Source organism: Pseudomonas sp. Marseille-Q7302, assembly GCF_965111925.1.
In genome coordinates, this window is record NZ_CBCOPK010000001.1 from 3,311,459 (window position 1) to 3,333,914 (window position 22,456).

18 protein-coding genes are annotated in these 22,456 nt (G+C 64.0%); 4 read left to right on the forward strand and 14 right to left on the reverse strand.

Features of this window, described 5'->3' with window-relative positions:
• Positions 1-45: 45 nt before the first annotated feature.
• The 3 genes from ACWPW1_RS15460 (at position 46) to ACWPW1_RS15470 (ending at position 3,095) form a co-directional block, all read left to right on the forward strand.
• The gene (locus tag ACWPW1_RS15460) at positions 46-753 is read left to right on the forward strand and encodes a GntR family transcriptional regulator (protein WP_059315586.1); all 708 of its coding nucleotides are present in this window, start codon (positions 46-48) and stop codon (positions 751-753) included.
• A gap of 360 nt (positions 754-1,113) precedes the next feature.
• Positions 1,114-2,112 (forward strand): acyltransferase family protein, encoded by a 999-nt coding sequence (locus tag ACWPW1_RS15465; protein WP_059315587.1) that lies wholly within the window; start codon positions 1,114-1,116, stop codon positions 2,110-2,112.
• A gap of 62 nt (positions 2,113-2,174) precedes the next feature.
• Positions 2,175-3,095 carry a LysR family transcriptional regulator gene (locus tag ACWPW1_RS15470; protein WP_271655494.1) on the forward strand — a complete coding sequence of 307 codons (921 nt, stop codon included), beginning with the start codon at positions 2,175-2,177 and terminating at the stop codon, positions 3,093-3,095.
• Here the strand turns inward: ACWPW1_RS15470 and ACWPW1_RS15475 are convergent.
• Positions 3,092-3,820: an SDR family NAD(P)-dependent oxidoreductase gene (locus tag ACWPW1_RS15475; RefSeq protein ID WP_434774595.1), complete on the reverse strand. Its 729-nt coding sequence runs from the start codon at positions 3,818-3,820 to the stop codon at positions 3,092-3,094. The two genes, ACWPW1_RS15470 and ACWPW1_RS15475, sit on opposite strands and share 4 nt — an antisense overlap.
• A 165-nt stretch (positions 3,821-3,985) precedes the next feature.
• Here ACWPW1_RS15475 and ACWPW1_RS15480 point away from each other — a divergent pair, with 165 nt between their 5' ends.
• Entirely contained in the window at positions 3,986-4,888 is a 903-nt protein-coding gene (locus ACWPW1_RS15480) for a LysR substrate-binding domain-containing protein (protein ID WP_434774596.1), read from the forward strand.
• Between the two features lie 209 nt (positions 4,889-5,097).
• Here ACWPW1_RS15480 and ACWPW1_RS15485 read toward each other — a convergent pair whose 3' ends face one another.
• The 13 genes from ACWPW1_RS15485 to ACWPW1_RS15545 all read right to left on the reverse strand — a co-directional run bounded on the left by ACWPW1_RS15485 (position 5,098) and on the right by ACWPW1_RS15545 (position 22,388).
• On the reverse strand, positions 5,098-5,916 hold the full coding sequence (locus ACWPW1_RS15485; RefSeq protein WP_434774597.1) for a Cof-type HAD-IIB family hydrolase: 819 nt from the start codon (positions 5,914-5,916) through the stop codon (positions 5,098-5,100).
• On the reverse strand, positions 5,898-7,454 hold the full coding sequence (zwf, locus tag ACWPW1_RS15490; protein WP_434774598.1) for a glucose-6-phosphate dehydrogenase: 1,557 nt from the start codon (positions 7,452-7,454) through the stop codon (positions 5,898-5,900). Before zwf ends, ACWPW1_RS15485 begins: the two co-directional genes overlap by 19 nt.
• Before the next feature lie 83 nt (positions 7,455-7,537).
• Positions 7,538-8,515 carry a phosphogluconate dehydrogenase (NAD(+)-dependent, decarboxylating) gene (gene gnd, locus ACWPW1_RS15495; protein ID WP_059315593.1) on the reverse strand — a complete coding sequence of 326 codons (978 nt, stop codon included), beginning with the start codon at positions 8,513-8,515 and terminating at the stop codon, positions 7,538-7,540.
• A gap of 18 nt (positions 8,516-8,533) precedes the next feature.
• Positions 8,534-11,353: a bifunctional transaldolase/phosoglucose isomerase gene (locus ACWPW1_RS15500; RefSeq protein ID WP_454253364.1), complete on the reverse strand. Its 2,820-nt coding sequence runs from the start codon at positions 11,351-11,353 to the stop codon at positions 8,534-8,536.
• Positions 11,350-13,434 (reverse strand): transketolase, encoded by a 2,085-nt coding sequence (gene tkt, locus ACWPW1_RS15505; protein WP_434774600.1) that lies wholly within the window; start codon positions 13,432-13,434, stop codon positions 11,350-11,352. Before tkt ends, ACWPW1_RS15500 begins: the two co-directional genes overlap by 4 nt.
• Before the next feature lie 240 nt (positions 13,435-13,674).
• On the reverse strand, positions 13,675-15,057 hold the full coding sequence (locus ACWPW1_RS15510; protein ID WP_434774601.1) for a sigma 54-interacting transcriptional regulator: 1,383 nt from the start codon (positions 15,055-15,057) through the stop codon (positions 13,675-13,677).
• Entirely contained in the window at positions 15,054-16,253 is a 1,200-nt protein-coding gene (locus ACWPW1_RS15515; protein ID WP_434774602.1) for an ATP-binding protein, read from the reverse strand. Before ACWPW1_RS15515 ends, ACWPW1_RS15510 begins: the two co-directional genes overlap by 4 nt.
• A 268-nt stretch (positions 16,254-16,521) precedes the next feature.
• On the reverse strand, positions 16,522-18,000 hold the full coding sequence (locus ACWPW1_RS15520; protein ID WP_434774603.1) for a sigma 54-interacting transcriptional regulator: 1,479 nt from the start codon (positions 17,998-18,000) through the stop codon (positions 16,522-16,524).
• A gap of 164 nt (positions 18,001-18,164) precedes the next feature.
• Complete coding sequence (locus ACWPW1_RS15525) at positions 18,165-18,476, reverse strand: flagellar protein FliT (RefSeq protein WP_059315599.1); 312 nt, start codon at positions 18,474-18,476, stop codon at positions 18,165-18,167.
• Between the two features lie 14 nt (positions 18,477-18,490).
• The gene (gene fliS / locus ACWPW1_RS15530) at positions 18,491-18,871 is read right to left on the reverse strand and encodes a flagellar export chaperone FliS (protein ID WP_026083956.1); all 381 of its coding nucleotides are present in this window, start codon (positions 18,869-18,871) and stop codon (positions 18,491-18,493) included.
• Positions 18,872-18,966: 95 nt separating this feature from the next.
• Positions 18,967-20,421: a flagellar filament capping protein FliD gene (gene fliD, locus ACWPW1_RS15535; RefSeq protein WP_434774604.1), complete on the reverse strand. Its 1,455-nt coding sequence runs from the start codon at positions 20,419-20,421 to the stop codon at positions 18,967-18,969.
• A gap of 71 nt (positions 20,422-20,492) precedes the next feature.
• A complete protein-coding gene (locus ACWPW1_RS15540) occupies positions 20,493-20,882 on the reverse strand; it encodes a flagellar protein FlaG (protein WP_434774605.1) in 390 nt (129 codons plus the stop codon).
• Between the two features lie 72 nt (positions 20,883-20,954).
• Entirely contained in the window at positions 20,955-22,388 is a 1,434-nt protein-coding gene (locus tag ACWPW1_RS15545; RefSeq protein ID WP_434774606.1) for a flagellin, read from the reverse strand.
• Positions 22,389-22,456 lie beyond the last annotated feature (68 nt).

Genomic DNA, 22,456 nt, shown 5'->3' on the forward strand with positions numbered 1-22,456 from the left:
TGCTAGACTGGCCCTCCCCCACCTTTGAGCGTGAAGACCTTCTCGATGGCCCCCAAAGACGCCGATCCCGCCGTTGCCGCCCGCCGTCACGGTGGCCGCTATATCTATGAGGAACTGCGCCGGCAGATCCTCACCCTGCAGCTCAAGCCGGGCATGCCGCTGGACGAGACCTCGCTGGCGACCCAGTTCGGGCTGTCACGCTCACCGGTACGCGACGCCCTGGCACGGCTGGCCAGCGAAGGACTGGTCACCATCCTGCCCAACCGTACCCTGCTGGTGACGCCTTTCGAGATCGAGGAATTTCCCAACTACGTGTCCGCGCTGGACCTGCTGCAGCGCGCCGTCACGCGTCTGGCCGCCATTCGCCGTACGCCGGGCGAGCTGGAAGCGATCAAGCAGGCCGACGTACGTTACCTGGACGCGGTAGCCAGCGGTGACTTCCAGGCCATGTCCGAACTGAACAAGGCCTTCCACCTGGAGATCGCCCGTGCCGGCAAGAACGCCTACCTCACCGCCAGCTACGATCGCCTGCTGGGCGAGGGGCAGCGGCTGCTGCACCTGCACTTCGACTACATCATGAACAGCGCAGGTTCCACCCGGCTCGGTCGCGACCATGACCGCATCGTCGCCGCCATCGAACGCCAGGATGGCGACGAGGCCGAAGCGGCAGCCCACGAGCACACCATGTTGTTTCGCCAACGCTTCGTCAGCTTCCTCGAGCAGAATCTCCTGCGCAACATGGCGGTCGGCTAGCAACGATGCGCTTGGGTCCGAACCTTGCCAGGCAGGTCAGGCGGTTCATGACGGGATCATGCAAAGTCCTGCCCTAGAGCGGTTCGAGCATGCAGATTTCATCCTCTGAAATATTCTGCAAAAAGAAATTCTGATTAGCGATCAATAATTTGTTTGAAATACTTTAAGCTGGCCGCCCGCCGCTGTAGTCCCGTGGCGCCGAGGCTTGCTCGCCTCACCTCTCTTCCCGGCCTGTAGTTTTGCCGGGCGCGGTAGCCTGTCCGCCGTCTCTACCGCGTGCCCAATCTGTCCGCTTCTCAGACCCGTGCCCCTCTCCGAGGCTGAGCGCGTGGTTTGCCTATTCCTCAAGGAAACCCTCCAATGCTGATTCAGCTCAACTGGATCCGCGGCCTGGCGGCCGTTCTCATCGTTTTTCACCACATGACCGTGGGCAGCTACCAGACCACCGAACATCAGCAGATCGCCCTGAACCTGCTGTCGCTGGAAACCACCTGCATCTTCGTCGCCCTCTCCGGCTTCTTCTTTCGCTACAACCTGGGCAAGTACAGCTATCAGGTCTATCTGGGCAAGAAGCTGCAGAACGTCATCCTGCCCTATCTGCTGATCTCCATCCCCGCCGTGCTGCTCTACGTTTCCGGACTCAAGCAGGACCACGAGTGGATCGACATGAATGCCTTCCACGACTGGCCGCCCTTCGCCCAGACCGCGCTGCTGCTGGCTACCGGCGCCCATCTGGGGCCACTGTGGTTCATTCCGGCCCTGACGCTGATTTTCCTGCTCGCGCCCGCGCTTGAATGGATCGTCAACCGCGGCCTCTTGCCTGCGGCGACCATGGTTGGCCTGGTCTATTTCCTCATTTCCGAACGCCCGGCCAATGACGCCGACCCGCTGCTGGCGGCACTGCACTTCCTGCCGATCTATCTGTGCGGCATGCTGGCCTGCGAACAGCGCGAGCGCCTGCAACGGCCCCAGGCGCGCTATTGGCTACTGGCAGCCTTGCTACTGTTGAGCGGCGCCGCGGTGTTGAACAGCGCCTTCTATGGCCTGCAGAAACTGGCGCTGTGCTTCCTGCTCTTCGCCGTTTTCAGCCAGCAGATCCGGGTCCCGGGTCGGACCGAGAGCCGGATGGCCAAGGGCATGGCCCTGCTTGGTGCCTACAGCTTCGCCATCTACTTCCTGCATGGCTATCTCGCGGGTGCCTATCGCATGCTCGGACGGCTGCTGGGTGAGCAGAACTTCGCCCAATACCTGGGCACGCGCCTGTGCCTGACGCTGATCACCCTGCTTTGCTGTATCGCGGCGGTCTGGGTGGTCAAGTACCTCACCCGGGAGCGCAGTCGCGCCCTGATCGGCGCCTGAGGCCGGTCGCTGGCGCCCGTCACCGAGGCGCCTTATGCTGTCCCGCATTTGCGGTGGCAGTCATGAAGACGACGCGCAAGGCCCTGCTCGCCCAGGTCGGCGATTTCGAGATCCGCCTGTTGCGGCTGTTCAAGACGGTGGTGGAATGCGGCAGCTTCACTGCCGCCGAAGGCCGGCTGGGCATCACCCGCTCGGCCATCAGCCTGCACATGAACGATCTGGAAAAGCGCCTGGGCATGCGCCTCTGTCAGCGCGGTCGCGCCGGTTTCTCGCTGACCGACGAAGGCCGCGAGGTGCTCAAGGCCAGCCAGTCGCTGTTCGCCGCCCTGGAAGGCTTTCGCAGCGAGGTCAACCAGCTGCACCAGCACCTGCGTGGCGAGCTGAATCTCGGCATCATCAACAACCTGGTCACCCAGCCGCGCATGCGCATTACCCATGCCCTGGCCGCCCTCAAGCGCGCTGCGCCCGACGTGGTGGTCAACATCGGCATGACCCTGCCCAGCGAGATCGAGACCGGCGTGCTCGATGGCCATCTCCACCTGGGCGTGCTGCCGCTGATCAATGCCCTGGCCGGCCTGGAGTACCTGCCGCTCTACGAAGAGCGCGCCCTGCTCTACTGCAGCCGCAGCCATCCGCTGTTCGAGATGGCCGACGCGGCGCTGGACGAGGGCATCCTGGCGACCCAGGACGCGGTTGGCCCCAATCATCTACTCAATCAGGAAGGGCATGAGCGCCATGCCGCCCTGAATTGCACGGCGCGTGCCTCGGATCGCGAAGGCGTGGCCTTTCTCATCCTCACCGGTTGCTATATCGGCTATCTGCCCGATCACGTCGCCCAGCCCTGGGTGACTCAGGGTCAATTGCGCGCCCTCGACCCCGACCGCTTCCACTTCGACACCACCCTGGCCGCCGTCACCCGCAAGGGACGGCGGCCCAATCTGGTGCTGGAGCGCTTTCTCGAAGCCCTGGCGGAAACCGTCTAGTTGGCGCTGCGGGTCGGACGGACGACGATCTCGTTGACGTCCACGTCGTCCGGCTGCTCGATGGCATAACGCACCGCCCGGCCGATGGCCGCGGGTTGCAGCGCGATGGCGCGATAGTCCTCCATCATCGCCCGTGCCGCGGGATCGGTGATGGTGGACGCCAGCTCGCTTTCCACCACGCCCGGATGGATGCAGGTGACCCGCAGATCCTCACGCTCCTGCCGCAGTCCTTCGGAGATCGCCCGTACCGCATGCTTGGTGGCGCAGTAGACCGCCGCCGTGGGCACCACCGACAGGGCGCCGATGGAGCCCAGGTTGATCACGTGACCGGCCCCGCGGGTGGTGAATTCCGGCAGCACCGCGGCGATGCCGTTGAGCACGCCCTTGATGTTGACGTCGACCATCTGCATCCATTCTTCGGTCTTGAGGGACGCCATGGGCGACAGCGGCATGATCCCGGCATTGTTGACGATGACGTCCACCCGCCCCCAGCGCTTCCGGGCCGCCTGCACGAAGGCAACCATGTCGGCGCCATCGGTGACGTCCAGCCGGCGGCAGGCGACCTTCCCGCCAGCCGCGTTGAGCTCGGCCGCCAGCGCCTCCAGCCTGTCGATACGGCGGGCGCCGAGCAGCAGCTTGCAGCCGGCAGCACCCAATTCGCGAGCGATGCCCGCCCCTATGCCACTGGAAGCGCCGGTGATGAGTACGACCTTGTCGATAGCCATGAATGAGTCCTCTTGGATGACTTCAGGGTGTTCACTGGTATAGCCACGCCCCGCTCACTCTCAGATTACGGAAGCGGGGCGTCCAGGCTTGCCAACACCTTAGCGACCGCGCATTGTCGTGATAAGCCGCCGCCCCCTGACTGCCTTGGTTAGCCGGACTTACCAATGGAAACGGACCTGAATCTCCTCAAGGTTTTTATCGCCGTGGCAACGGCGGACAACTTTCGCGTGGCGGCAGACCGCCTGGGCGTCAGCCGCTCCGCAGTAAGCCAGGCCATCCGCCGTCTGGAAGACGAACTGGGCAGCTCCCTGGTGCAACGCACCACTCGTAGCGTGCGCCTGACCGAAGCCGGCGAACGCCTGCAGCGCCAAATCGCGGGGCCTCTGGCAAGTCTGCTCGGCGCCTTGGAAGACGCCAGCCACGCGGGGCCACCACGTGGGTTGTTGCGGGTTGCGGTCACGTCCATCGCCGAACGTTTTCTCGACGGTCCCCTGCTGGCCGACTTCGTCACGGCCTATCCCGAGGTGACCCTGGACATCACGGTCACCGACGAGGAATTCGATATCGTCGCCCATGGCTTCGATGCCGGCGTGCGCCTGGGCGAGGTGATCGAACAGGACATGATCGCCATCCCGGTGACAGGCGCGCAGCGTGAAGTGGCGGTAGCGACACCGGCCTATCTCGCCCGCCATGGCCGCCCTCGGCATCCGCGTGAGCTGTCGGACCACCGCTGCATCGGCTGGCGCCCGGCGCCGGAGGTGGCGCCCTGGCGCTGGGAGTTCAGCGAGAACGGTAGAGCCTTCGACGTGGCCGTTTCGCCCCGGATCACCACCAATGACATGCTGCTGATGGTGCGCACGGCCCTCGCTGGTGGCGGCATCACCTTCGGCATGGAGGACACCTTTAGGCCCTATCTGGACCGTGGCGAACTGGAGCGGGTGCTGGAGGATTACCTACCGCCCTTCGCCGGCTTCTATCTCTACTACCCGAGTCGCCACAACCTGGCGCCCAAGTTGCGGGCGCTGGTGGAGCATGTGCGGGGGTATCGAGAGGAGAACGAGGGTTAGCGCGGGTCTGGGCGGCCCTTACCCCGGCCTTCTCCCGGAGGGAGAGGGAGCGCCCGCCTGACCCTGCGTAGGGTGGAAAACGGCGCAGCCTTTTCCACCTGTTACGAAGGCAGGCCCTGTTGGGCTTTGGCGCTGGAGCCGCCTCCCCCAACCTACAGGACGCGTAGGTTGGGTTGAGCGCAGCGAAGCCCAACATCACCTACCAGCCATCAGCTTCCCAGGATCCACCGATCGATGGCCTGGGCCAGGCCGTCTTCCTGGTTGCTGGCGGTGACCTGGTCGGCGGCTTCGCGGACCGCCGCACCGGCCTGGCCCATGGCGATGGCCAGGCCCGCCTGGCGGAACATGGGCACATCGTTGCTGCCATCACCGATGGCCGCTGTGCGCGCCACGGGTACGCCCGCGGCCTGGGCCAGCTCGATGAGGGCGTCGCCCTTGTTGGCCTTGGGGTGGGTAATGTCCAGGTAGTAGAGCTGGGAACGCAGCACCGTGGCGCCCTCCCCCAGCTGCTCGCCCAGTTCACCCTCCAGGGCTTCGAGGCCTGCATGGTCGCTACCAGCGGCGACGATCTTGTCGACCCGATCCAGGTATGGCTCGAAGGAGTCCACCACGGTCGGCCCATATCCCAGCGCCCGGGTCTCACGCGGGACGTAGGCGCCCTGCCCGTCACGCGTCAGCCAGAGGTCATCGGCGAACAGCCAGACCTCGAAGGCTTCACGGTCCAGGCGCTCCAGTACCTGACGGGTCACGGCTTCGGCCAGGCGATGGGCACGGATCAGGGTACCGTCCGCCTCCACCAGATTGCCGCCGTTGAAGCCGGCCACCGCCTGGTGGATTCCCAACTGCCGTACCAGCGGCAGCAGTGCTCGCGGCGGACGACTGCTGACCAGGGTAATGGCCTTGCCAGCCGCCTGCAGCCGCTTGACGGCGGCCATCACCGCATCGCTCAGGCTCTTGTCATCACGCACCAAGGTGCCGTCGATATCCGACACCAAAAGGTCAATGGGGATCAGGTCAGCGGATGCCATGAGCGGCCGTCCTTCTTCAGGAGTTCATCGGCACCGGCGGGGCCGGCACTGCCTGCGGCATAGCTTTCCACTTCGCCGCCCTGCTTCCAGGCGTCGAGGAAAGGTTGCACGGCGCGCCAGCCGTTCTCGATGTTGTCGGCGCGCTGGAACAGCGTCTGGTCACCGATCAGGGAATCGTAGATCAGGGTTTCGTAACCGGTGGACGGCTGCATTTCGAAGAAATCGGTATAGGCGAAGCCCATGCGGATGTTTTCCAGCTCCACCAGAGGGCCCGGGCGCTTGGCGTGGAAATCGAACCACATGCCTTCGTCGGGCTGGATCTGGATGATCAGGTAATTCGGCCGCATCCGGTCGATCTTGGTATCGCGGAACTGCGCATAGGGCGCGTGCTTGAAGCAGATGGCGATCTCGGTGTCGCGCGCGGTCAGGCGCTTGCCAGTGCGCAGGTAGAAGGGCACCCCGGCCCAGCGCCAGTTATCGACGAACAACTTGAGCGCCACATAGGTCTCGGTCTGGCTGTCCGGGTCGACGCGTTCTTCTTCGCGATAGCCCCGCACCGGCTTGTCGTTCATCTTCCCGGCGGCGTACTGGCCGCGCACCGAATTGGCCAGGGCCTCTTCAGTGGTCTGGGGGCGGATGGCACCGACCACCTTGGCCTTTTCATCGCGCACCGAGGTGGCGTTGAAGGACGCCGGCGGCTCCATGGCGACCATGGCCAGCAGCTGGAACAGGTGGTTGGGCACCATGTCCCTCAGGGTGCCGGTCTTCTCATAGAAGTCACCACGCGACTCCACGCCCACGGTTTCCGCCGCAGTGATCTGCACGTGATCGATGTAGTGGTTGTTCCAGAACGACTCGAACAGCGCGTTGGAAAAGCGGCTGACCAGGATGTTCTGTACCGTCTCCTTGCCCAAGTAGTGGTCGATCCGATAGATCTGCTCCTCTTCCATGTTCGCCAGCAGGCGCTGGTTCAGCGCCTGGGCACTGGCCAGGTCGGCGCCGAAGGGTTTTTCCACCACCAGTCGGCGATAGGCGTCTCCACTCTCCTTCAGCAGTCCCGCCTTGCCCAGGCGCTCGGCCACGTCACCAAAGAAGCGCGCGGCAGTGGCCAGGTAGAAGACAGCATTGTCGGTATCGGCCTGGGCAATGCGCTCACCCACCGCTGCATAGGTGGAGTCTTCGAGGAAGTCACCCTGTAGATAGCGGATGCGGCTGCGCAGCTGGCCCCAGAGGTCAGGATCCAGCGCCTCGTCACGGGACTTGCCCTTGGCCTCGGCCTGATCGCGGATAAAGGCTTCCAGGCGGTCAGCGAAGCCCTCGTCGGTATTGGGATTGTGGTCGACGCCGATGATCTGGGTACGGTCGTCGAGCAACCCGTCGCGCAGGAGGTTGTATAGCGAGGGAATCAGCAAGCGCTTGACCAGGTCACCATTGGCGCCAAAGAGGAACAGCGTGGCTGGCGGTGCAGTGGGGGCTTTGGTGCAGGAGCGCCGTTCCTGGGAAGCGGTGCTGGGGGAGACGGCAGGAGAATCGGTCATGACAGGGCCTTATCCACGAGGGCGGCTGGTGCCGTCCCCCGGGACGCGGCCCGTGGCCGCTCCACAGGGGAACGGCCAGGGTTTTACTGCGGGATTTCGACGTGGCCGCCGAAGCCGAAGCGCATGGCCGACAAGAGCTTGTCGGCGTAGGTGGCCTGCTGGCGGGAACGGAAGCGCGCATAGAGGGCAGCGGACAGGACGTTGACCGGTACCGCTTCCTCGATGGCGGCCTCGATGGTCCAGCGACCTTCGCCGCTGTCGGCCACCGAGCCGGAGAACTTCTCCAGTTCGACGTCGCCGGCCAGGGCCTGGGCGGTTAGGTCCAGCAGCCAGGAGGACACCACGCTGCCACGACGCCAGACTTCGGCGATGTCGGCCAGGTCCAGGTCGAAGCGCTCGTCTTCCGGCAGCTTGTCGCTGTTCTTCATCTTGAGGATGTCGAAGCCCTCGGCGTAGGCCTGCATCAGGCCGTATTCGATGCCGTTGTGTACCATCTTGACGAAGTGACCCGAACCCGCCGGACCGGTGAAGATGAAGCCACGCTCGGCACGTTCGTCCGGGGCGTTGCGACCACGGGTGCGCTCGATGCTGCCGTAGCCAGGGGCCAGGGCTTCGAAGATGGGCTCCAGGCGCTCGACGGCTTCGGACTTGCCGCCGATCATCATGCAGTAGCCGCGCTCCAGGCCCCAGACACCACCGGAGGTACCGACGTCGACATAGTCGATGCCCTTCTCGGCCAGGCTCTTGGCGCGACGGATGTCGTCCTTGTAGTAGGTGTTGCCGCCATCAATGATGACGTCACCGGGAGCCAGGCGGTCGGCCAGCTCGGCGATGGTCTGCTCGGTCGGCTCGCCGGCAGGCAGCATGACCCAGATGGCACGGGGCTGCGCCAGGGCAGCGATGACGCCATCGAGACCGTCGGTGGCGATGGCGCCTTCCTTGCCGAGGTCGGCCACGGTATCGGCACTGCGGTCGTAGACCGCGACTTCATGTCCATGCTTCATCAAGCGCCGTGCGATGTTGCCGCCCATGCGGCCCAGTCCGATGATTCCCAATTGCATGCTGATGACTCCTTGAGGTCAGGCGACCGCCGCCTCGACCAGTTCGACTATTTGTTGCAGACCGGCGTCGATGTCGCCGCCCTTGATATGCACGCGCAGGTAGCGCCGTCCCCGTTCGGCCAGTACCTCGAGGTCGCCCTTGGCCTGGGCGGCCTCGACGACGCCAAAGCTCAGACCCCGCCCTGGAATCTCCAGGTCGTTCTGGGCATCGGCGGTAATCTGGATGAACACACCGGAGTTGGGACCACCCTTGTAGGCCTGCCCCGTGGAGTGCAAAAAGCGGGGGCCGAAGCCGCCGACGGTCGCTACGCGCTTGCTGTCGCGAATGCTATCACGCATGGCGCCCAAGGCCTCCTCGTGCACGGCATTGCGCTCGAGATAGGCCAACACGGCCAGGTAGTCGCCGGGCTGCAGGCGTGCCAGGTGCGCCTTGATGGCCGCCCGGGCGGTATCCTGCCCTTGCAGATCGGCGTCGCCAAACAGGGTCAGGACGCCTTCCTCCAGCAGCGGCTCGTCACCGGCCAGGCGACCGTCGCGCTCATAGCCATCGGTGAGGGCGCGGGTCTTGATCTTGCTGGCCTCCACGTCGGGCTGATCGAACGGGTTGATGCCGATGACCGCACCGGCCACCTCGGTGGCTACTTCCCAACGGAAGAATTCCTGCCCGATCAGCTCAGGGCGAGCGAGCCGGATATCCACCACCGGATGCCCTGCCGCGGCCAGCGCCTGCAGGCGGCTATCGCGCTCGGCATCCTCCTCACCGTCTAGCACCAGACTGACGAATACCCGATCCGTGCCATAGACATCCGGTGCGCCAAGGGGCTCCAGATCTACCGGGATGATGCCCTTGCCCTGCTTCCCGGTGCTTTCGGCGAGCAGTTGTTCCAGCCAGGCGCCCAGACTGGCCACTCCCGGCGAGGCGATCAGAGTGACCTTGTCTCGGCCGGCGCGCACTGCCTCGCCCAGTACCACGCCGAGGCGGATACCAGGGTTGATGGCAGGAGGCGCACTGGGGCTGCAGGCCAGAACCATGGGCTGGGTCACCTGGAAGAAGTCGGCCACCGAATGGCCGAGCAGCGCCAAGGGCACCATGCCGAACACCGACAGTACCGAATAGCGCCCGCCGATATGGGGGTCGCCCTGGAAGATGGCGCGGTAGCCCTCCGCCGTGGCGCTGGCCTCGAGTCTGGAGCCAGGGTCGGTAATGGCAACGAAGCGGCGTTGCACCTCGTCCGAGCCCAGCGTCCGCTCGACAGCCTGGTGAAAATAGGCGCGCAGGATTTCCGGCTCCAGGGTCGAGCCGGACTTGCTGGATACCAGGAACAGCGTCTTGTGCAAATCCAGTTGCTCTTCCAGGGCAGCTATCTGCGCCGGATCGGTGGAATCGAGCACCTTGAGGTCGAGTCCACCGGTGGCGGTACCCAGGGTATAGGCCAACACTTCCGGGCCCAGACTCGAACCGCCCATGCCCAGCAGTACCACGGTATCCAGGCCTTCCTCGCGTACGGCGTCGGCCAGGGCGCTGAGCGCGACCGGATCGGCCTGGCGACCCTGGGCAGCGGCCAGCCAACCCACCCACTGGTCCTCGTCGCGACCGGTCCACAGGGAGGCATCGCCCTGCCACAGCCGGCGCGACCAGCCTTCACGTCGCGCCTCGTCAAGGCGGGCCTCGACGGCTTCATGCAGATCGTGCGGCAGACGATAGTCCGCGGCATTCAGGCGCTCGCCGAGAAAATCGAGGCGTTTCTGTCCTACCGCGCCCAACAGGGCATCGGCGGCGTCCTCGAATTGCTGCGCGCCGTCCTTGACCAGCCGCTTGGCCACGCCATCGAGATCCAGCCCGAACCGGGCAGTCGCATCCACCACGCGCTGTGCGGCTTCGATGTCGGTGCTCAGCATCGGAGCTGCCGTGCCATGATCACGGAAGGCATCCATGGTCTTGGGTGGCATGGTGTTGACGGTATCCGGGCCGATCAGCTGATCCACATAGAGGGTATCGGGATAGGCCGGATCCTTTGATCCGGTGGAAGCCCACAACAGGCGTTGCGGGTGAGCACCCTTGGCTTCCAGCACCTTCCAGCGTGGCGACTGGATCAGGCGCAGGTAGTCCTGATAGGCGAGCTTTGCGTTGGCGATGGCGATCTTGCCACGCAATTCGGCCAGCTCGCTGTCACTGCCCTTGCGCTCGTCGATCTGCTTGTCCAGTACACCATCGACTCGACTGATGAAGAAGCTGGCGACGCTGGCGAGACGACTGATGTCCTTGCCCTGGTGCAGCCGCGCTTCCAGACCCGCGATATAGGCTTCCGCCACTGCCATGTAGGCGTTGCGATCGAACAGCAGGGTCACGTTGACGTTGATCCCCTCCTCGATCAACTTGCGGATGGCCACCGCCCCTTCGGGCGTCCCAGGCACCTTGACCATGAGATTGGGCCGATCCACCGCCTGCCAGAGGCGCCGGCCCTCCTCCAGAGTGGCGCGGGTATCCAGCGCCAGATAGGGCGAGACTTCCAGACTCACATAGCCATCACGCCCTTCGAGGCGGTCATAGACCGGCCGCAGTATGTCCGCCGCCTGCTGGATGTCCTCGATGGCCAGATGCTCGTAGACGTCCACCGGCTCGGCATCGGCCTTTTCCAGGAAGGCCTCGAGGCTGGCATCGTAGTCACTGCCGTGCCCCATGGCTTTCTCGAAGATCGAGGGGTTGGAGGTGACGCCGGTAAGGCCGTCACGCTCGATCAGCTTCTGTAGCTCACCCTTGGCGAGGAACTCGCGGCTGACGAAGTCGAGCCAGACTGCCTGGCCCTGCTCCGTCAGCTGTTTGAGTGGATTGCTCATGTGGCGCTCCCTTTGCGTTGCGCCTGCTCCTTGGCCAGCTTGACCACGTTTTCCACGGTGTAGCCATATTTCGCCTGCAGCTTGCCGATGGGCGCGGAGGCACCAAAGGTGCTCATGGTGACCGAGGCACCCTTGCGACCGATGTAGCGCTCCCAGCCCAGGGGACCGGCCTGCTCGATGGCAACACGGCCCAGGACCTCGTCGGGCAGCACCGATTGCTTGTAGGCCTCGTCCTGTTCCTCGAACAGCTCCCAGCAAGGCATGGACACGACCCGTGCCTTCACGCCCTCGCTCTTGAGCTGCTCGTAGGCCTGCATCGCCAGACCCAGCTCGCTGCCAGTGGCCATGAGGATTACCTGGGGCGTGCCGCCCTCGGCATCGGCTACCACATAGGCGCCCTGGGCCACGCCTTCGGCGCTGGCGTATTTGCTGCGGTCCAGGGTCGGCAGTGGCTGGCGCGACAGCACCATGCACGAGGGTCTATTGGTCTGCTGCAGGGCGATCTTCCAGGCCTGCACCGCTTCATTGGCATCCCCGGGACGCATGGTCAGCAAACCCGGGGTGGCACGGAGTTGCGCCAAGTGCTCGATCGGCTGGTGGGTCGGGCCATCTTCGCCGACGCCGATGGAATCGTGGGTGAAGACGAACACCACCGGCAGCTCCATGATGGAAGCCAGGCGGATCGGCGGCTTCATGTAGTCGCTGAACACCAGGAAGGTAGCGGTGAAGCTGCGCAGGTAGCAGAGCGCCATGCCATTGGCGATGGAGCCCATGGCATGCTCGCGGATGCCGAAGTGCATGTTGCGACCCGATGGCTCACGGGCGGAAAAGCTGCCAGCGCCGTCGAACTTGAGATTGGTCTTGGTGGACGGCGCCAGATCCGCCGCTCCGCCGACCAGCCAGGGAATGTTCTGGGCAAAGGCATTGAGCGCCTTGCCACCGGACTCGCGGGAGGCCACGCCTTTGGCATCGGGCTCGAAGCTGGGCAGCTTGGCGTCCCAGCCTTCCGGCATTTCACCGGCGCGCATGCGCTGGAGTTCATCGGCGCGGGTCGGATCGTTCTGGCGCAGGCGATCGAAGGCACGGTTCCAGTCTTCGTAGAGACCGCTGGCACGCTCCAGCAGGGCGTCGCGCAGGTGGTGACGGGCGTCGTCGGGTACCAGGAAGTCGGCGTCCTCCGGCCAGCCATAGGCCTTCTTCGCCAGCTTGATCTCGTCGGCGCCCAGGGGCTCGCCATGGGCAGCCGCGGTGTTCTGCTTGTTCGGCGCGCCGTAGCCGATGAGGCTGTCGACCACGATTAGGGTCGGCTTGCCAGTATTGCCCTTGAAGCGATGCAGGGCGGCGGCCAGGGCCTCGGCATCATTGGCGTCCTTGACATGCAGGGTATGCCAGCCATAACCACGGAAGCGCTCGGCCACGTCTTCGCTGAATGCCAGCTCGGTGTGACCTTCGATGCTGATGGTGTTGTTGTCATAGATCCAGCAGAGGTTGTCCAGACCCAGGTGGCCGGCCATGGACGCCGCCTCGCCGGTGACGCCTTCCATCATGTCGCCGTCGCCGCAAAGGACGTAGACGTCATAGTCGAACAGGGTCACGCCTGGCTGGTTGAACCGCGCGGCCAGCCACTTCTGTGCCAGCGCCATGCCGACGCTGTTGCCGCAACCCTGCCCCAGGGGGCCGGTAGTGGTCTCGATTCCGGTGGTCATGCGGTATTCGGGGTGACCTGGCGTCTTGGAGTCCAGTTGCCGGAATTGCTTGATGTCGTCGAGACTGACCGCTTCCTTGCCGGTGGCGGTGCCGTGCTCGTCGATTTCCTTCACGCCCGCAAGATGCAGCAGCGAATAGAGCAGCATGGAGGCATGGCCAACCGATAGCACGAAGCGGTCACGGTTGGGCCAGTCAGGGTGCTCGGGGTGATAGCGGAGGAAGCGGCTCCACAGCGTATGGCCGACCGGAGCCAGGGCCATCGGGGTACCGGGGTGGCCGGAGTTGGCCTTCTGTACCGCGTCCATGGACAGGGTACGGATGGTGTCGATGGTCAGTTGGTCGGCGTTGGGGCTGGAAGGTGCGGTGGAACCCATGGCAAGCGTCCTCGTGCTGGCAGGCACGCCACCCGCGGCGAAAACGGTCTATGCGGTCCGTGAAACCGTTTTCAGCAAAGGCAGCGCCTAAGAGAAAAAGCAAAGCGTCCGGACGAGGTCCGGGAGGGCGGGGGCAAGCATCCTATGCGACCCCACGCCGCAGTCGCGATCCTTTCTCTAGAACAGCGCTCTGGACGGTTGGTTCCGCGCATTTCGATAGCCGACTATCGACTTCTCCGCTCAGCAGCCTGCGAGCTGGGAGAGCTCAACGTCCAACCCGGCATCGCGCATCTGCGCAAGCTTGTACCTGAGCGTGCGCGCGCTGATGCCCAGGCGCTCGGCAGTCTCCTTGCGGCGGCCACGTTCAGCCTTGAGGGTATCGAGGATCACCTGGAACTCCCTGTCGCGCAGATCGGCATCCAGCGGCCGCACGGCCTCATTGATGGTGGCCTCCGCCGGGGGCGTGGTGGCAGACGCAAGGGTTACGCTGGTCGACAACCAGTGCAGCCCGAAATCCTCGGCCTGCACCTGCTCACCCGGCTGCAGGATAAGCGCACGCTGCACGGCATTATCCAGCTCGCGCACATTGCCCGGCCAACTATGCTCGGCCAGGGCCTGGCGCGCAGCGGCGCTCAGAGTTGGCACCGAGCGATTCATCCGCGCGGCTTGCACCACCAATAGACGCTCGGTCAGCGGCACGATGTCGGCCGGCCGGTCGCGCAGCGGCAGCCAGGCCAGCGGAAACACCGATAGCCGATAGAAGAGGTCTTCGCGAAAACGCCCGGCGGCGGCCTCCTCCGCGAGCTTGCGATTGCTGGTGGCCACCACACGGATATCCAGCGCCAACGGCTTGCGTGCCCCGACCCGCTCCACCTCACGCTCCTGCAGCACCCGCAGCAGCTTGGCCTGCAGGCCTAGGGGCATCTCGGAGATCTCGTCCAGCAACAGGGTACCGCCTTGGGCCAGCTCGAACTTGCCAGGTTGGGCGGCGATGGCACCGGTGAAGGCGCCCTTTTCATGCCCGAAGAGAATGGCCTCGAGCAGATGATCGGGAATGGCCGCGCAATTGACCGCCACGAAGGGGCCTTCCGCCCGCGCCGAGTGATCATGGATGAAGCGCGCCAGCACCTCCTTGCCGGTGCCGGATTCACCAGTGATCAACACCGTGGCATCGCTCTGGGCCACCCGGCGGGCCAGCTCCAGCAGTTGCCGACTCTGGGGATCGACCGCCACCGGCTGCCGATCACCGGGCGCTCGCCGGCCCTGAGGACAACAACGCGCCAGGGTCTCCAGCAGCAGCCGTGGTTCGAAGGGCTTGACCAGATAATCCGCCGCACCGCCGCGCATGGCCTCGACGGCACGTTCGATACTGCCGAAGGCGGTCATCAGCAGCACCGGCAGCGCCGGATCGCGCAGCCGGATGCTGGCCAGCAACTGATGGCCGTCAATGCCCGGCATGTTGACGTCACTGATCACCAGCCCGAAGGATTCCTCGGCCAGCGCCAGCAGCGCCGCCTCGCCACTGTCCACGGCCCGGTAGCGATAGCCGCCGAGTTCCAGGGTATCGGCCAGGGCTTCGCGCAAGGCGCGGTCGTCTTCCACCAACAGGATAGGCAGGGTCATGCCACAGCCTCCTCATTTGCCAGCAGAGGCAGGATGAAGGTCACCAGGGTGCCGCGGCCCAGTTGCGAGCGCACAGTGAGCCGCCCGCCATGGGCCTTGGCCATCGCCAGGGCAACAGGCAATCCGAGACCGGTACCGGTGGTCTTGGTGCTGAGAAAAGGCTCACCCAGACGCTGCCGGACCGCCGAAGGAATACCCGGCCCGGTATCGCTGATCGCCAGGCGTAACTCGGCATCGCGGCGATAGAGGTGCACCTTGAGCCGCGCCGGCCGGCCACTGCCAGCCATGGCCTGCACGGCGTTGTGAATGAGATTGAGGGCCGCACCCACCAGCATGTCGCGATTGCAGGCGACCAGACCGCTGCCCGCATCGAGTTGCCAGCGCACGGGGCAATCGCCGAGATGGGGCGCGGCCGCGTCACGCAAGGCCGTGAACAGCGCCTGGGGCGCCAGTCGATCTGCCAGGGGCAACTCACCCCGGGCGAACACCAGCATGTCGCGGACCTGATTTTCCAGCTCGTGCAGCCGCTCCTTGAGCCGGCCGGCGAAGCGCTGCTGCTGTTCCGCTGCCAGACCGCCCTCCTCCAGATGACTGGCATAGAGCAGCGCCGCAGTGAGCGGCGTACGGATCTGATGGGCCAGCGAGGCCATGGTCCGTCCCAGTGCCGAGAGACGCTCGTGGCGGGCCAGCTCGCCCTGCAGATGACGCGTTTCGGTCAGGTCGTTGAGCAGCACCAGTTGCCCGGGTTCGCCATCCAGCGAGCGGATGGCAATGGACAGGCGCCTGCCGTCGCGCAGGGAAACCTCATGGCCATCGTCATGGCGCGGGGCAAAGGCCCGGGCGATCACCGTACGCCATAGCTCCCCCACCAGCGGCTCGCCGAGCAGGGCCACGGCGACCGGATTTCCATCCCGCACCCGTCCGGCGCCATCCAACACCACGATACCGGCGGGCAGCACATCGAGCAGGTTCTGCAGGCGACTGGCCAGGCGCTCCTTTTCCGCCAACTCCTGCAAGCGCTGGGCGGATACCCACTCCAGTTCACCCTGCAGCGAATTCATCCGGGCTTCGAGCAACTGGAAGGATTCGCTCAGCTGGCGCGACATCTGTCCCAGGGCCTCGCGGGCCTGCGTCGAGGCGGAGGCCTCCGCGAGGGTATCGGCAGCGACGGAGGAAGGGAGGGCTTGCGCAGGCATTGGCTTAGGCTCGCGACGGACAATTGACATTGTCCAGGCTGGAGCAAGACCCATGCCGCCCTGACGTCAAGGCGCCGTAGCGTGGAAAACGGCGCAGCCTTTCCCACTTGCCACGCTGGGAAAAGAAGGTGGATGAGGCTGCGCCGTCATCCGTGCGGTGAGGACGTGCCAGGCGTAGGTTGGGCTGAGACGGTTCTATCGTCGAAGCCCAACACAGGAGGTTGGGGTGGAACCGTTGGGCTTCGCCCCGTGCAACCCAACCTACAGCTTAGATCTCTTCGTCGAACTCGTCGTCGCGACGGCCCATGCCGTACTTGCGCATCTTCTCGACCAGGGTGGTCCGGCGGATCCGTAGCCGTTCCGCAGCGCGCGCCACGACGCCACCGGCATCGTCCAGCGCCTGCTGGATAAAGCTCTTTTCCAGGTTGGCTAGGTAATCCTTGAGGTCCAGGCCTTCGCTGGGCAGCAGCGCCGAAGACGACACATCGACGGTCCCGATCCCGGCCATGGCCTCGCGCTCCTGCAGCTCCTCACGCAGCGACTCCACCATGGGATCGGCTTCGTCCTCCACATAGCGGAACTTGAGTGGTAACTCGGCCACCCCGATGACGCCGTAGGGATGCATGATCGCCATGCGTTCCACCAGGTTGGCCAGTTCGCGTACGTTGCCCGGCCACTCGTGGCGGCACAGCGACATGATGGCCGCCGAGTTGAAGCGGATGGAGCCGCGCTTCTCGTGCTCCATGCGCGCGATCAGTTCGTTGATCAGCAGCGGGATGTCCTCACCCCGTTCGCGCAGCGGCGCCATGTCGATGGGGAAGACATTGAGGCGGTAGTAAAGGTCTTCACGGAAGGTGCCCGCGGCGATCATCTGCTCCAGATTCTTGTGGGTCGCGGCGATGATGCGCACGTCCACGCTCTGGGTCTTGTTGCTGCCTACCCGCTCGTAGGTCCGCTCCTGCAGTACCCGTAGCAGCTTGACCTGCATGGGCAGCGGCATGTCGCCGATCTCGTCGAGGAACAGGGTGCCGGTGTTGGCCAGTTCGAAGCGACCGGCGCGGCTGGTGATGGCGCCGGTGAAGGCACCCTTCTCATGACCGAACAGTTCGCTTTCCAACAGCTCCGCCGGAATGGCGCCGCAGTTGACCGGCACGAAGGGCGCCTCGCGGCGCTTGGAGTGGAAGTGCAGGTTGCGCGCCACTACCTCCTTGCCGGTGCCGGATTCGCCGAGAATAAGCACCGTGGCCTCGGTATCGGCCACCTGCTGCATCATCTTGCGCACGCCCTGGATGGCGCGACTGGTACCCACCAGGCTGCGAAACAGCTCGGGTTCGCGCTGTCGGCCCCGGTCCCGGGCCTGGTCGTACATCTCCCGATAGACTTGGGCGCGATGCAGGGAATCCAGCAGCTTGTTGTAGGCCAGCGGATACTGAAGAGAAACCAGTACCCGCCGACGTACGTCGTCCGGCCACTCCGGCTGCGCCGATTCACCCAAGAGCAGCAATGGGACCATTTCGTCCCAGGCCACGATCTGCTTGAGCAGTTCGACGCTGTTGCCGCGGCTATCGACGCGCCCGACCAGCACGCAACTGATCTGCCGACTGCTGTCGAGCGCTTCGAGGGAGGTTTGCCAATCGGAACTGGTGCAGGCGAGGTGAGCCTCGCCGAGAAAATCGAGAATGACCGATACCGCCTTGCGCCGCTCGGCTTCATCGTCGATCAGAAGGATCTTGGTTTCACGCCACATGTCCCTGCCCCAATTCGGCTTGTCGGTTCGCTACGCGCAGGTGTCGCCTGCATCCAAGTGCCAACTGGTCGGCATCTTGCGCAAGTTAAGACAAATTGTGATGCGGGGTCAATTTTATGGCGGCGAAATATCGAAACTTCGAATTACCGTCCAACGGATGACAATCAACCGAACAATTGATAGACCTTGGCGGCCTGATTCGACTTGTTGAGCTTGGTCAGCTCCTGGGCGGTCGCATCCCGCTCTGCCTTGCAGCTCTGCAGCATGGAGGCATAGAGCGCCAGCAAGCGTTCGAGACTGGCGCGCAGAGCTACGGCTTCATCGCCCGTGGCATAAACCGCTTCGTCGACGAACAGCCGGCAATCCAGATCCAGCTCGGCGATCCGCGTCCAGTCTCCCGCCTTGAGCGCAGCGGCCATCTGCTCATAAACGAGCTCGACACGTTCCACCGGGGTCTTTTGCATGGCGACGTTCATCGGTCGACTCCAGATCAGGGGGCAATGGCATCCCAGCCGGATTTGATCTCGCGGATCAGGCCGGATACTTCTTCCAGGATAACAGGATCATTGTTGCGGTTGGCTTCGCTGAGCCGGCGGATCATGTAGTCGTACAGCCGATCCAGGTTGGTGGCGAGCTCGCCGCCCTGCTCGAAATCCAGGACGTCCTTCAGACCCGCGATGATGGATACCGCCTTGCCGATCAGCTCGCCTTTCTCAGGCAGCCAACCACGCTCCAGCGCACCTTGCGCCTTGGCCAGACGGTCCAGGGCGCCCTGCATGAGCATCTGGATCAGCTGATGGGGACTGGCTTCGAACACCTGCGCCTGCAGGCCTACCTGCTGGTACTGGCGCATGGCTGTCATTGCGTTCATGTCATGACCTCTGTGTGTTTCCGATACTTCCTTTATCGGTCAGGACGCGAAGAACTTGACCCCTTTATCGACCGGATGGGCCGAATCCGCCTACTTTAACTCTTGTTGGCAAAGGGCATTGCCGCCAGCTGTTGGGAGAGCGAGGACGCAGTACTCGACAACGACGAGTACAGCTGGTCCATGGTGTTGTACTGCTTGTAGAGACGGTCCGAGAGCGCGGTCATCCGGGTATTCAGCGTCGCGGTCTGGGCGTCGACCTTTTTCAAGGTATCGCTCAGGGAATTCGAACGCTGCTCGAGAATGCCATTGGTCATGGTATAGGGATCGAGCTTGCCCTTGAGGCGCGCCGCCAGGCCCTGGTCGCCGGTGAAGAAGCTGGGCAGGTCGCTGAAGTTGGAGCTGACCATCTTGCTAAGCTTGGTGTCGTCGATGGCCAGGGTGCCGTCTTTCTGAGTCGTGATGCCCAGATCGGCCAGCGCCTTGACCGCGCCCGTCCCCTGCATGGTGCTCAGCTCACTGCGGATGGTGGTCGTGAGGCCGCGGGCGGTGGCATCCCCCACCAGCGCAGCCGTGATGGGCGCACTGTTGTCCCCGACCTTCGTGACCGAGGTCTGGGTCTTGATCACGCCCATGAGCTTGTTATAGGAGTCGACGAACTTCTGGATATTGCCCTTGACGCCAGACTCGTCCTGGCTGACGCCGACGGTCATCGGACTGTCCGCTGGAGTGGTGGCCTTGAGCGTGAAACTCAGACCATCGACTGCACCGCTTACGGTGTTCGAGGCGCTGGTGATCTTCAGACCATCGATGGTCATCTGGGCGCTTTGGGCTTTGGTGAGCGAATGGGCGGCAGCGGGATCGCTGGATTCACTGTCGCTTGGCGAGTAAGCCAGCTTGGTCAAACTCTGTTTGCCCGAACCGTCGTCACCGCTCACCGATACCGAGATATTGTTACCGTCTCCGGTCTTGGTACTGCTCAGTACCAGCCGTGACCCAGAGTCGTCATTGACGACGCTGGCGCTGAGCCCCTGGCTCTGCCCAGCCTTGTTGATGGCATCGCGGATGCCACTCAGGGTGTTGTTGGTGGCATCGACCTGGATATCCGACAGCTTGGTATCGCCGATCTTGATGCTCAGCGTGCCCTTGCCGAAGGTAGTGGGAGACGTAGAGGTAGTTCCGTCGCTGGCAGTCGTGGTGGAAGTGGCTGGCACGGATGCCAGGGCCACCTTGCTGCTAGTAGCCAGCCTGCTGACCTCGACCTGATAGCTGCCGACACTGGCACTGGTACTGGCCGTTGCCGTGAGGTAGTCGCTCTTCGACAGGGTAACGCCCCTAGCCTGAAAGCTGGTAGGGCTATTGAGCGTGGTCAGCGCGGTCTGGAATTCACTGATGGCGCCCTTCAGGGATCCGATCGCCGTGAGCTGCGCAGTCGCCTTGCTCTGGGTCTTGGTGAGCTGGTCCTGCTTGGGTGCCTTTTCGGCTGCCACCATCTTGGTGACGATGGAGTCGATGTCCAGCCCCGAGCCGCCAATCCCGCTGATACCTGCCATGTCACTATCCCCCTGCCAACGTTACGTCGTCGCCTCAGCTTTCAGTGAGCTTGATACAAGTTCCGCGCCAACTAGGCTTCGGCCTTGAACATCAGGCTGCGCATATCATCCAGCTGCTTTGCCAGCTTGAGCACTTCCTCACTGGGCATCTGCCGAATGAGCTTGCCGGATTCGCCGTCCAGCACCTTGACCACCACCTCGCCGGTGGAGTCGTCGATGCTGAAGTCGAGGTTGCGGTGATCCTCTTGAAACTTCGATTTCAGCTTCGACAGGGCGCCATCCACATTGCCGTCTTTCGGCTTTTCGGCATTGTCCCCGTCCACCTTGCTGGCCTGGGAAACCGGCTTGACCGAGGAATCCGCCGTAGGCGCCGAAGCGCTGAAGGACGTCGCGGCCGCAGGGCTCGATTGAGCGCTATAGGGCCTTACCGCTGAAAAACCCGTTGTCTTGACGATGTCCATTGTAATGTCCTCACAACGCATGAAAGGGAGAAGGGGCGTCCCCCTTCTCCCTGCCTAGACCGATCTCTGCCCTTACTGGAGCAGGCTGAGAACCGACTGCGGCAGCTGCTTGGCCTGAGCCAGGATCGCGGTACCAGCCTGTTGCAGCACCTGGTTCTTCGACAGGTTCGCGGTTTCCGCGGCGTAGTCGGTGTCCTTGATGCGGCTACGGGCGGAGGTGGCGTTCTCCGAGATGTTGGTCAGGTTGCTGATGGTGTTGTCGAAGCGGTTCTGCACCGCACCGAGGTCAGCGCGCTGGGAGTCGATGTTGGCCAGGGCCTGGTCGATCACGGACAGGGCCTTCTGGGCGCCGTCAGCGGTGGAGATGTCGACGTCGGAGACCTTGCTCAGCGAGGACTTGGTGTCACCGAAGAGCTTGGCGGTGTCACCGGTCATGGCGAAGGTGGTAGGCGAATCGAGCTTGACGTAGCCCATGCCCTGGCCGCCGTTGGCCCGCACATCGACACCCGAGCTGAAGGTACCGTCGGATTTCTGCGAGGCGACAGTGATAGCGCCTGCAGCGGTGCCGGTATCCTTGCCGAAGGTAACGTTTTCACCGGTGGCCGAAGTAATGGTCAACTTCTTGGACTGACTGTCGTAGTTGGCAGTGACGCCCAGCTTGGCGGCGTTGGCGTTGAGCTGGTCAGCAATGTCCTTGGTGCTGGTCACACCGACCAGGTCCAGGGAGTTGCCGCCCACGGTCACCTTCATGTTGGCCGAACCACTGCTGATGCTGTCGGTCACGGTCAGGACGGTGCGCGCCGAGGCGGCGAGACCAGGGATCTGGCCGTTCATGGCGCCAGCGATGGTTTTGGCGGAATCGCCAGCCTTGTAGTTGACGTCCTGGCTCTTGCCGCCGCCCACCAGAGTGATCTTGCCGCTGGTGGTCAGAGCACCACCGCTACCGGCAACCACGCTGCCTGCGCTGGTGCTGGCACCGCTACCAACCTGGTTGGATCCCAGGGCGGTAGCCGAGGTGTCCTTCAGGGTGACGTCGATGGTTTCGTAAGCGTTGGCGCCGATCTGGAAGCTGGTGGTGCCGAAGGAGCCGTCCAGCAGCTTGCGACCGCCGAAGGTGGTGGTCTGGGCGATCCGGGTCAGTTCGTTCTGCTGCGCGGTCACTTCCTTTTGCAGGGCGGAGCGGTCGGCGTCGCTGTTGGAGCCGTTGGCGGACTGCACGGCCAGGTCGCGGATACGCTGCAGGATGTTGGTGGACTGCTGCATGGCGCCTTCAGCGGTCTGCGACAGGGAGATACCGTCGTTGGCGTTGCGAGTCGCCTGGTTCAAACCGTTGATCTGGTTGGTCAGACGGTTGGAGATCTGCAGACCGGCGGCATCGTCCTTGGCGCTGTTGATACGGCTACCGGTGGACAGGCGCTGCATGGAAGTGGCCAGCGAGCTGGACGCGTTCTGCAGGTTGCGCTGGGTGTTCAGGGAAGGGATGTTGGTATTGACGGTAAGTGCCATGGTGGCGTCTCCAGTTGAACCTTGTGTGCCTGAGCATGCGAATGGGACCTGCTTGCTCAGACGCCCCT

Bases quoted from the DNA above. Each gene is read 5' to 3' on its own strand.
- ACWPW1_RS15460 (WP_059315586.1), top strand. From the start codon at position 46: ATGGCCCCCAAAGACGCCGATCCCGCCGTTGCCGCCCGCCGTCACGGT.
- ACWPW1_RS15465 (WP_059315587.1), top strand. From the start codon at position 1,114: ATGCTGATTCAGCTCAACTGGATCCGCGGCCTGGCGGCCGTTCTCATC.
- ACWPW1_RS15470 (WP_271655494.1), top strand. From the start codon at position 2,175: ATGAAGACGACGCGCAAGGCCCTGCTCGCCCAGGTCGGCGATTTCGAG.
- ACWPW1_RS15475 (WP_434774595.1), bottom strand. From the start codon at position 3,820: ATGGCTATCGACAAGGTCGTACTCATCACCGGCGCTTCCAGTGGCATA.
- ACWPW1_RS15480 (WP_434774596.1), top strand. From the start codon at position 3,986: ATGGAAACGGACCTGAATCTCCTCAAGGTTTTTATCGCCGTGGCAACG.
- ACWPW1_RS15485 (WP_434774597.1), bottom strand. From the start codon at position 5,916: ATGGCATCCGCTGACCTGATCCCCATTGACCTTTTGGTGTCGGATATC.
- zwf (WP_434774598.1), bottom strand. From the start codon at position 7,454: ATGACCGATTCTCCTGCCGTCTCCCCCAGCACCGCTTCCCAGGAACGG.
- gnd (WP_059315593.1), bottom strand. From the start codon at position 8,515: ATGCAATTGGGAATCATCGGACTGGGCCGCATGGGCGGCAACATCGCA.
- ACWPW1_RS15500 (WP_454253364.1), bottom strand. From the start codon at position 11,353: ATGAGCAATCCACTCAAACAGCTGACGGAGCAGGGCCAGGCAGTCTGG.
- tkt (WP_434774600.1), bottom strand. From the start codon at position 13,434: ATGGGTTCCACCGCACCTTCCAGCCCCAACGCCGACCAACTGACCATC.
- ACWPW1_RS15510 (WP_434774601.1), bottom strand. From the start codon at position 15,057: ATGACCCTGCCTATCCTGTTGGTGGAAGACGACCGCGCCTTGCGCGAA.
- ACWPW1_RS15515 (WP_434774602.1), bottom strand. From the start codon at position 16,253: ATGCCTGCGCAAGCCCTCCCTTCCTCCGTCGCTGCCGATACCCTCGCG.
- ACWPW1_RS15520 (WP_434774603.1), bottom strand. From the start codon at position 18,000: ATGTGGCGTGAAACCAAGATCCTTCTGATCGACGATGAAGCCGAGCGG.
- ACWPW1_RS15525 (WP_059315599.1), bottom strand. From the start codon at position 18,476: ATGAACGTCGCCATGCAAAAGACCCCGGTGGAACGTGTCGAGCTCGTT.
- fliS (WP_026083956.1), bottom strand. From the start codon at position 18,871: ATGAACGCAATGACAGCCATGCGCCAGTACCAGCAGGTAGGCCTGCAG.
- fliD (WP_434774604.1), bottom strand. From the start codon at position 20,421: ATGGCAGGTATCAGCGGGATTGGCGGCTCGGGGCTGGACATCGACTCC.
- ACWPW1_RS15540 (WP_434774605.1), bottom strand. From the start codon at position 20,882: ATGGACATCGTCAAGACAACGGGTTTTTCAGCGGTAAGGCCCTATAGC.
- ACWPW1_RS15545 (WP_434774606.1), bottom strand. From the start codon at position 22,388: ATGGCACTTACCGTCAATACCAACATCCCTTCCCTGAACACCCAGCGC.